The organism is Actinomycetospora sp. NBRC 106375 (assembly GCF_030269665.1).
In the GTDB taxonomy this organism is placed as follows: Bacteria; Actinomycetota; Actinomycetes; order Mycobacteriales; family Pseudonocardiaceae; genus Actinomycetospora.
The window spans coordinates 297,101-306,019 of the sequence record NZ_BSTS01000007.1 but is presented as its reverse complement, the minus strand read 5'-3'; the positions used below and the strand labels follow the sequence as shown (position 1 = coordinate 306,019).

8 protein-coding genes are annotated in these 8,919 nt (G+C 76.2%); 4 read left to right on the top strand and 4 right to left on the bottom strand.

Annotated features, from left to right (window positions below; translation table 11 throughout):
• Positions 1-123: 123 nt before the first annotated feature.
• Complete coding sequence (recR, locus tag QSK03_RS14470; protein WP_285653168.1) at positions 124-732, bottom strand: recombination mediator RecR; 609 nt, start codon at positions 730-732, stop codon at positions 124-126.
• Between the two features lie 43 nt (positions 733-775).
• On the bottom strand, positions 776-1,129 hold the full coding sequence (locus tag QSK03_RS14465; RefSeq protein ID WP_285653166.1) for a YbaB/EbfC family nucleoid-associated protein: 354 nt from the start codon (positions 1,127-1,129) through the stop codon (positions 776-778).
• 63 nt (positions 1,130-1,192) lie between these two features.
• On the opposite strand from QSK03_RS14465, the gene QSK03_RS14460 reads away from it, so the two are divergent.
• The 3 genes from QSK03_RS14460 (at position 1,193) to QSK03_RS14450 (ending at position 5,087) form a co-directional block, all read left to right on the top strand.
• Entirely contained in the window at positions 1,193-2,995 is a 1,803-nt protein-coding gene (locus QSK03_RS14460; RefSeq protein ID WP_285653163.1) for a S9 family peptidase, read from the top strand.
• An 81-nt stretch (positions 2,996-3,076) separates the two neighbouring features.
• On the top strand, positions 3,077-4,192 hold the full coding sequence (locus tag QSK03_RS14455; RefSeq protein ID WP_285653160.1) for an MGDG synthase family glycosyltransferase: 1,116 nt from the start codon (positions 3,077-3,079) through the stop codon (positions 4,190-4,192).
• 7 nt (positions 4,193-4,199) lie between these two features.
• Positions 4,200-5,087 carry a DMT family protein gene (locus tag QSK03_RS14450; RefSeq protein WP_285653157.1) on the top strand — a complete coding sequence of 296 codons (888 nt, stop codon included), beginning with the start codon at positions 4,200-4,202 and terminating at the stop codon, positions 5,085-5,087.
• Here the strand turns inward: QSK03_RS14450 and QSK03_RS14445 are convergent.
• Positions 5,077-5,673, bottom strand: a complete 597-nt coding sequence (locus QSK03_RS14445) for a TetR-like C-terminal domain-containing protein (RefSeq protein ID WP_285653154.1) — start codon at positions 5,671-5,673, stop codon at positions 5,077-5,079. The genes QSK03_RS14450 and QSK03_RS14445 overlap by 11 nt on opposite strands.
• A 78-nt stretch (positions 5,674-5,751) precedes the next feature.
• On the opposite strand from QSK03_RS14445, the gene QSK03_RS14440 reads away from it, so the two are divergent.
• On the top strand, positions 5,752-6,789 hold the full coding sequence (locus QSK03_RS14440) for an aldo/keto reductase (protein WP_285653151.1): 1,038 nt from the start codon (positions 5,752-5,754) through the stop codon (positions 6,787-6,789).
• Here QSK03_RS14440 and QSK03_RS14435 read toward each other — a convergent pair.
• The gene (locus QSK03_RS14435) at positions 6,786-8,915 is read right to left on the bottom strand and encodes a DNA polymerase III subunit gamma and tau (protein WP_285653149.1); all 2,130 of its coding nucleotides are present in this window, start codon (positions 8,913-8,915) and stop codon (positions 6,786-6,788) included. The two genes, QSK03_RS14440 and QSK03_RS14435, sit on opposite strands and share 4 nt — an antisense overlap.
• Between the last annotated feature and the right edge of the window lie 4 nt (positions 8,916-8,919).

Genomic DNA, 8,919 nt, shown 5'->3' with positions numbered 1-8,919 from the left:
GACCCCGACCCGCTGCCTGACCAGCATCTTGACCTGGTCACTCTGGCGACGACGCCACCAAGCCCGAGCCCGCGCATGCCACTACCGCACCCGAGCCGGACGACTACAACTCAGGCTGTAGTACTAGAGGGCGCGGCGGCCTGCGAGGGCCCGGCCGAGCGTGAGCTCGTCGGCGAACTCGAGGTCGCCGCCCATGGGCAGGCCCGACGCCAGCTTGGTGACGGTCAGGCCCGGGAAGTCGCGCAGGAGCCGCACGAGATAGGTCGCAGTGGCCTCGCCCTCGGTGTTCGGATCCATGGCGAGGATGACCTCGGCGATCTCGGGTTCGTCGCCCGCGCCGCCGATGCGGGTGAGGAGCTCGCGGACACGCAGCTGGTCGGGCCCGATGCCCGAGAGCGGGTCGAGCGCCCCGCCCAGCACGTGGTACCGCCCCCGGAACTCGCGGGTGCGCTCGACGGCGAGGACGTCCTTGGGCTCCTCGACGACGCACACGAGCGTCGCGTCGCGGCGGGCGTCGCTGCAGATCCGGCAGCGGGGCTGCTCGGACACGTTGCCGCAGACGTCGCAGAACACGACGCCGACCTTCACCTTCTGCAGGGCCTCCTGCAGGCGCGTGACGTCGGCCTCCTCGGTGGCGAGGAGGTGGAACGCGATGCGCTGAGCGCTCTTCGGCCCGATGCCGGGCAGGCGCCCGAGCTCGTCGATGAGGTCCTGGACCGGCCCCTCGAACACGAGGCCCTCCTGTCTGGGTCCAGCTCCGCTCCGCTACGTGTCCCTACTGCCCGGGCAGGCCCAGCCCGCCGCCCATGTCCCCGAGCCCGCCGGCGAGCGGGCCCATCTTCTCCGCCTGCAGGGCCGCGGCGGCCTGGGCGGCGTCAGAGATCGCGCCGACGATCAGGTCCTGCAGCGTCTCGACGTCGTCGGGGTCGACGACCTTCGGGTCGATGCGCACGGAGCGGACCTCGCCGGTGGCCGTCTGCGTGACGGTGACCAGGCCGTTGCCCGCCTGCCCGGTGACCTCGGCCTCGGCCAGCTCGGCCTGGGCGGACATCAGCTGCTCCTGCATCGCCTGCGCCTGCTGCAGCAGGGCGCCCATGTCCATGCCTTCGGGACTCTGGCCGGGTTGCATGTCACCACAGTAACCGCGCCCTCGTTGCGCGCCGCGGCCCGCCGACCGGGCACGCTGGGCGCGATGACCGAGACGCTGCTGCACCGCCTCCTCGACGCCACCACCTGGCGCGCCTTCGACGTCGACGCGGAGGGACGCATCCTCGCCGGCCACGACGCGTCGGGCTCGGTCCAGCTCGTCGAGCTGCGGCCCACCGGGGCCCAGGTGCCGCTGACGAAGCTCGACGGGGCGGTGCACGGGCGCTACGTCCCGGGCCGGCGCCTGGTCGTCGTCTCCCACGACGCGGGCGGCAACGAGCGCGCCCAGCTCTCGCTGCTCGACCCGGACGCGGTCACCGCACCGGTCGGCGAGGACGCCCTCACCCCGCTCGTGCACGACCCGGACCACATCCACGGGCTCGTCGAGGTCCTGCCGACCGGCGAGGTCGTCTACACGACGAACCGACGCAACGGCGTCGACTTCGACCTCGTCGTCCGCCGCATCGACGACGGCTCGGAGTCCGTGCTCTACGACGGTGGCGGGATGGTCGGCGCCGCCGCGGTCAGCCACGACGGCACGAAGGCGCTGATGACGCGCCCCGGCCGCCCCGCGCTCAGCTCGCAGATCCTGCTGCTGGTCGGCGACACGACGACCGAGCTCACCGACGCCGACGAGCACGCTCGCTACGGCGGACTGCAGTGGCTCCCCGGTGGCGAGGCCGCGATCGTCACCTCCGACTCCGGGCGCGACCACCTCGGTGTCGCCCACCTCGACGTCGTCACCGGCACCCTGACCTGGCTGATCGTCGACGATGCCCACGACGTCGCCGGCCGCCTCTCGCCCGACGGCGAGCGGATCCTCGCGATCACCGACGAGGACGGCGCCAGCCGGCTCGCGATCCACGCCACCGACGGCACCTTCCTGCGCGACGTCGCCCTGCCCCCGGGCCTGCGCGACGGCGTCGCCGACTTCCTGACGGTGCCCCGCTGGTCGCCCGACGCGACCGGCCTCGCGATCACGTGGACCGACCCGGCGACCCCGGCCGACGTCGTCCTCGTCGACGCCGAGCGCGGTCGGGCGGCGGTCGTCGCGTCGTCGCGCGAGCCGCTCGCGGACCTGGCGTTCGTCTCCCCCACCAGCCACGGCGTGCCGACGCCCGACGGCGAGACGGTGCCGTGCTTCGTGTACGCGCCGGAGACCCCGTCGGGGTCGAGCGTGACGATCGTGCACGGCGGCCCCGAGGGGCAGTCGGTGCGCTCGTTCTCCGCGATCGTGCAGGCGCTCGTCGGCGACGGGCACACCGTGCTGGTGCCGAACGTCCGCGGCTCGGTGGGCTACGGCAAGCGCTGGTACTCCCTCGACGACGTCGATCGCCGGCTCGACTCGGTCGCCGACCTCGCCGCGCTGCACGCGTACCTGCCCCGCCTCGGGCTCGACCCCGCGCGGGCGGCCCTGTGGGGCGGGTCGTACGGCGGCTACATGGTGCTCGCCGGCCTCGCGTTCCAGCCCGGGCTGTGGGCCGCGGGCGTCGACATCGTCGGCATCTCGTCGCTCGTGACCTTCCTCGAGAACACCTCGGCCTACCGCCGCGCGCACCGCGAGCGCGAGTACGGGTCGCTCGAGCGCGACCGCGAGTTCCTCGAGCGCGCCTCGCCGCTCAACCGCATCGGCGACGTGCGGGCGCCGCTGTTCGTCATCCACGGCGCCAACGACCCGCGGGTGCCGCTCTCGGAGGCCGAGCAGGTCGCCGCGGCAGTGCGCGGCAACGGCGTCGAGGTCGAGATGGTGGTCTACGACGACGAGGGACACGGGCTGGCGAAGCGGGTCAACCGCCTCGACGCCTACCCCCGCGCCGTCGCCTTCCTGGGTCGTGCGCTGCGCCACTGAGGACCGAGCGGCCATCCGATCTCCCGGCGACGCTCACCGCGCGTTCACTTCCCGCCCCGCCGGCTCGGATGGAGTGGCGGCGTGTTCTCGCGACCCCGGGTCCTGGTGCTCAGCGCGTCGATCGGTCAGGGCCACGACGGCGCGGCGCGCGAGCTGGTGCGCCGGCTCGACCGCCGCGGCCTCGCCGCGCACGTCGTGGACTGGACCGACCTGCTCCCCACCTGGGGCCGGCGCGCGCTGCGCGACCTCTACGCCCCGTCCGTGCACTACACGCCCGCGCTGTTCGACCGCATCTTCACCGACCTCGAGCACCCCGGGCGCCCCGCCAGCCTCGTCACGCAGCGCCTGATCCGCGCCGCCGAACGCCCGGTGCTCGCGCTGGCCACCGGGGTCGACGCCGTCGTCACCACCTACCCGCTGGCCGGGCAGACCCTCGGCCGCTTGCGCGCCGACGGACGCCTCGGCGTGCCGGCCCTGGCGTTCCTCACCGACCCCGCCGCCCACCGCCTCTGGTGCCACCCCGGCCTGGACGACCACCTGACGGTCACGGACGCGACCGCCGCGGACGGCGCGCGCTACGGGGTCGCGCTGCGCAGCGTCGGCGCCCTCTGTGCGCCGCGGTTCTCCCGGCCCCTGCCCGGCAGGACCCGGCCGCGGGTGCGCCGCGAGCTCGGGCTCCCCGACGACGTGCCGGTCGCCCTGCTCGTCTCCGGCTCGCTCGGCATGGGCGACGTCGAGGAGGCCGTCGACGCTCTGGGCCGCCACCCGCACGCGTGGGCGGTGGTCGCGTGCGGGCGGAACTCCGCGCTCCGGACCCGGCTCGCGGGCCGCGACCGGGTCGTGACGCTGGGCTGGCGCGACGACATGCCCGAGCTGATGGCCGCCGCCGACGTGCTCGTGCACAACGCCGGCGGGCTCTCCTGCACCGAGGCCCTGGTCGCCGGGCTGCCGACGCTGACCTACCGCCCGATCCCCGGGCACGGGCGCGCCAACGCCGCGGTGCTCGACGCCGCCGGGCTCGCCCCGTGGGTGCGCGGGCCCGACGAGCTGGCCGCGGCCGTCGACCGTCACGGCGCCGGTCCCCGGCGGCGCCGCCCGTCCCGGCCGTGGTGGACCGAGGAGCGCGACGCCTCGGCCGTCGTCGCCCGCCACGCCGGCCTGCCCCTCGACGAGCCGGCGCTCGCGGCGGCGGGGTGAGCGGGCCGTGCTCGCCGAGGTCCTCGCCGTCGCCTCGGCCGTGGCGGGCGGCTCGGCGGTGGTCGCCCAGCAACGGGCGGCGCACGAGCTCGGCGGTGCGGACGGCCGCCTGCTGCGACGACCCTGGTGGCTCGCGGGGACCGGCGCGTCGGTGCTCGCGAGCCTGCTGCAGGCCGCCGCGCTCGCCGACGGGACCGTCGCCGTGGTGCAGGCGCTGCTCGCGACGGCGGTCGCCTGGGCCGCGGTCGGCGAGGCGCTGCTCGCCCGCCGCGTCCCCGGGCCCGGCGTGGTCCTCGGTGTGGTGCTCGCGGTGGCCGGGCCGCTGCTCCTGGCCCTGCTCCTCGGGCCGGTGACGACGAGCGCCACGACCGTCGACCTGACCGCAGGGCCCGTGCTCGCGGGTCTCGCCGGGGTCGGCGTGGTCGCCGTCGCGGGGCTGGTGGTGGCGCGACGACGTCCCGGCCCGCCGGGCGCCCTCGGCCTCGCGCTGACCTGCGGCGCCGGCTACGGGCTCGCGGCCGCGTTGCTCGCCCTGGTCGTCCGGGCCCTGAGCCGCGATCCCGGCGGCGCGCTCACCGACCCGCAGCTGGTCCTCGCCGGCGCCCTGCTCGTGCTGGTCGGGCCCGGCGCCTTCGCCCTGAGCCAGCGCGCCCTCGCGCGCGCCCGTCGCGCGGGCCCCGTGGTGACGACGATCCTGCTCGTCGACCCGCTGGTCGCGACGACGATCGGCGCCGCGTGGTTCGGCGAGACCGTGTTCCTCGACGGCCCGGTCGCGGTCGCCGTCGTCCTCGCCGTCGCGCTGGCGGTGCTGGGGGTGCGGCTGCTCGACCCGGCGCACCGCCCCGTGCCCGTGCCGCGGGGGAGCACATCGACGACCCCGGGTCCTACACGGTGAACACCCCGGCGCGCGCGGCCGCGGCCGCCGCCCCCGCGGCACGGCGGGCGTCGTCCTCCGCGGGCACCTCGCCCCGGGTGAGCAGCTGGTAGTACAGCGGCGCGGACACCGCCCGGACGACCGCCGACGGATCGGTCCCGCGGGGCAGCTCACCCCGCGCGACCGCGTCCACGACACACGGGCTCCACGCGGCGATCCGGGCGTCGTAGAACCGGCGCAGCGCCGCGGCGGTCTCGGGATCGGCGGTCGCCGCCGCGATGAGCGCGGCGAAGAGCGGGCCCTGCCGGGGATCGGCGAGGGTCGTCCGGACCAGGTCGGCGTTGGCCGCGAGGTCCCCGTCCAGGGTGCCGGTGTCGGCCCGGGGCAGCGACGTCGCGGCCATGTCGGCGACCAGGTCGGTGACGACCGCGGCGACGGTGCCCCATCGCCGGTAGACGGTGGTCTTGCCGATCCCGGCCCGGCGGGAGAGCTCGGCGAGGTCGATCCCGGCCGGCCCGCCGTCGACGAGCGCCTCGGCCGCCGCGTCGAGCAGCGCGGCCCGGACGCGCGCGGCCCGGCCACCCGGGCGGACGTCGGCTCCTGGCACCACGACAGCTTATCGGGTCTCCGGTTCCGTTTGTGCTACGGTCCTTAACGGAACCACAGAACCGTTAATGGAGGGACCATGGAACACCGGACGCTGGGACGCAGTGGACTGCGCGTGCCGGTGCTGGGCTTCGGTGCCGGCACCTTCGGCGGGCGGGGCGAGCTCTTCGGGGCCTGGGGCTCGACCGACGTCGCGGACGCGCGGGAGATCGTCGACCGGTGCCTCGACGCCGGGGTCACGCTGTTCGACACCGCCGACGTCTACTCCGAGGGCGCCTCCGAGGAGGTCCTGGGCGCCGCAGTGGCACACCGCCGGGACGAGGTGCTGATCTCGACCAAGGCCGCGCTGCCGACCGGACCCGGCCCGAACGAGGCCGGCACCTCCCGCCAGCACCTCCGGCGCGCCGTGCACGACGCGCTGCGGCGGCTGGGCACCGACCACATCGACCTGTTCCAGCTCCACGCCTACGACGCCGCGACCCCCGTCGACGAGGTCCTGTCGACCCTCGACCGGCTCGTGGACGACGGGGTGATCCGCTACGTCGGCGTCTCCAACTACTCCGGGTGGCAGCTCATGCGGGCCCTGGAGCGCGCCGACCAGCACGGATGGCCCCGCTTCGTGGCCCACCAGGTCTACTACTCGCTGATCGGGCGGGACTACGAGTGGGACCTCATGCCCCTCGCCGCCGAGGAGGGCGTCGGGGCGCTGGTCTGGAGCCCGCTCGGGTGGGGCCGGCTCACCGGCCGCGTACGCCGCGGCGCCCCGCTCCCGGCCGGGAGCCGGCTGCACACCACCGCGGCCGCCGGCCCGCCGGTCGACGACCAGCTGCTCGGGGACGTCGTCGACGTCCTCGACCGGATCAGCGCCGAGACCGGCCGGACCGTGCCGCAGATCGCCCTGAACTGGCTGACGACCCGCCCGACGGTGAGCTCCGTGATCGTCGGGGCCCGCGACCTCGCCCAGCTCGAGCAGAACCTCGGCGCCGTCGGCTGGGAGCTCGACGCCGACCAGCTCGCCCGGCTCGACGCGGTCAGCCGTCGCCCCGCGCCCTACCCGCACTTCCCGTACGAGCGCCAGGAGGGCTTCGCCCGGCTCAACCCGCCGGCGGTCGCCTAACGACCCTCGACGCGCCGGGCGCCGAGCTGGGAGGTCAGCAGCTCCATGGCCGCCTCCTCCGGGTCGACGCGCGGGCCGCCGCCGGCGCCACCGGGGTCCGCGGCCGCCTCGTTGTACATGTCCTCCTCGGTGACGTCGCCGTCCTCGGGCGGCGGCTCCGGCGGAGGCGGAACGTCCGAGGGCTCCCGGCTCGGTCGGCGGACCTCGCGGGGCGCCGACTCCCGCGCCGACTCCCGCGCCTGTTCCCGGGGCGGCTCGGCGGGCCGCTCCGGCGCCGCGGCCTCCTCGCGCCGGGGACGCTCCGGACGCTCCGGGCGCCGCGGCGGCTCCGGACGCTGGCGCGGCGGGGGCTCCGGACGTCCCCCACCCGCACCGGATCCGCCGTCCCCGCCGGTGCCGTGCACCGCCTGCACGGTCCACTGCCCCGACAGCACGACCCCGAGCGCCGCCGCCACGTGGTCGGCCCGGTTGGGCTGGGAGAGCTGGCGCGCCAGTGGCGGCGTCGGCATGCCGAGGGTGACCGTGGTGCCCTCGACCGCCGTGACCGTCGCGTTCTGCAGCAGCGCGTGGGTGGGCTTGTTGCGCTCGCGGACCTGGTTCATCACCTCGGGCCACACCCGGCGCAGCGCGGCGGCGTCGACGGCACCCGCCGCCGGCCGCTCGGGCGCGGCCGGTGCCTGCTCGCGCCGCGGCTCCTCGCGCGGCGGAGTCTCACGCCGCGGCTCCTCGCGCGGCGGACGAGCCGGCGGGGGCGACTGCTCCCGAGCCGGCTGCGGCGCGGGCGCCGGCGTGTCACGCGGTGGCTCGTCGCGGGCCTCGACCGTGGCCGTCCCGCGGTCGCCGGGCGGTTCGACGGTGGCGTCGAGCTCGCGCGCGGGGGCCTCGTCGCCGGAGCGCTGCGAGGGCCGGGTGAACCGCTGGGCCGACTCGTCGCCCGCACCCCCGTCGGGTGCGCCGGACGCTCCGAGCGCCAGGCGCCGCTCCACGCCCTCGAGGCGCTGCACCATCGCCGCGTCGGTGGACGAGGCCGCCGGCAGCAGCATGCGGGCGCACACCAGCTCGAGCAGCAGCCGCGGTGCGGTGGCCCCGCGCATCTCGGTGAGCGCGGTGTGCACCAGCTCGGCGTGCCGGGCGAGCGCGGCCGGGCCGAGGCGCTGCGCCTGGTCGACCATCCGGTCCATCTCGTCGGCCGGCACGTCGACCAGCCCGCGCTCGCCGGCGTCCGGCACGGCGTGGGTGAGGATGAGGTCACGCAGGCGCTGCAGGAGATCGGCCGCGAAGCGCCGCGGGTCGTGCCCCGCCTCGACGAGACGGTCGACCGCCCCGAACACCGCGGGCCCGTCCTGCGCGCCGAGGGCGTCGACGACGTCGTCGAGGATCGCGACGTCGGTGACCCCGAGCAGCCCGACGGCGTGCGCGTAGGTGACGCCGGCGTCGTCGGCGCCGGCCAGGAGCTGGTCGAGCACCGAGAGCGAGTCGCGGGCCGAGCCCCCGCCGGCGCGGACCACGAGCGGGTAGACCGCCGGCTCGACGGTCACGCCCTCGTCGGTGCAGATGCGCTCGAGCAGGCCGCGCAGCGTGCTCGGCGGCAGGAGCCGGAACGGGTAGTGGTGGGTGCGCGACCGGATGGTGGTCAGCACCTTCTCCGGCTCGGTGGTCGCGAAGATGAAGATCAGGTGGTCGGGCGGCTCCTCGACGACCTTGAGCAGCGCGTTGAACGCCGCCGTCGTCACCATGTGCGCCTCGTCGATGATGAAGACGCGGTAGCGGGAGCTCACCGGCGCGAAGTGCGCGCGGTCGCGCAGCTCGCGGGCGTCGTCGACGCCGTTGTGGCTCGCCGCGTCCATCTCGGTGACGTCGAGCGAGCCCGGGCCGTTCGGGGCCAGCGCGATGCACGACTCGCAGACCCCGCACGGGTCGGGCGTCGGGCCCTGCTCGCAGTTGAGCGAGCGGGCGAGGATGCGCGCGCTGGAGGTCTTGCCGCAGCCGCGGGGCCCGGAGAAGAGGTACGCGTGGTTGATGCGGCCGGCGCTCAGCGCCGTGCGCAGGGGCTCGGTGACGTGCTCCTGCCCGACGAGCTCGGCGAACGTCGCCGGCCGGTACCTGCGGTAGAGCGCCAGACTCATCGGT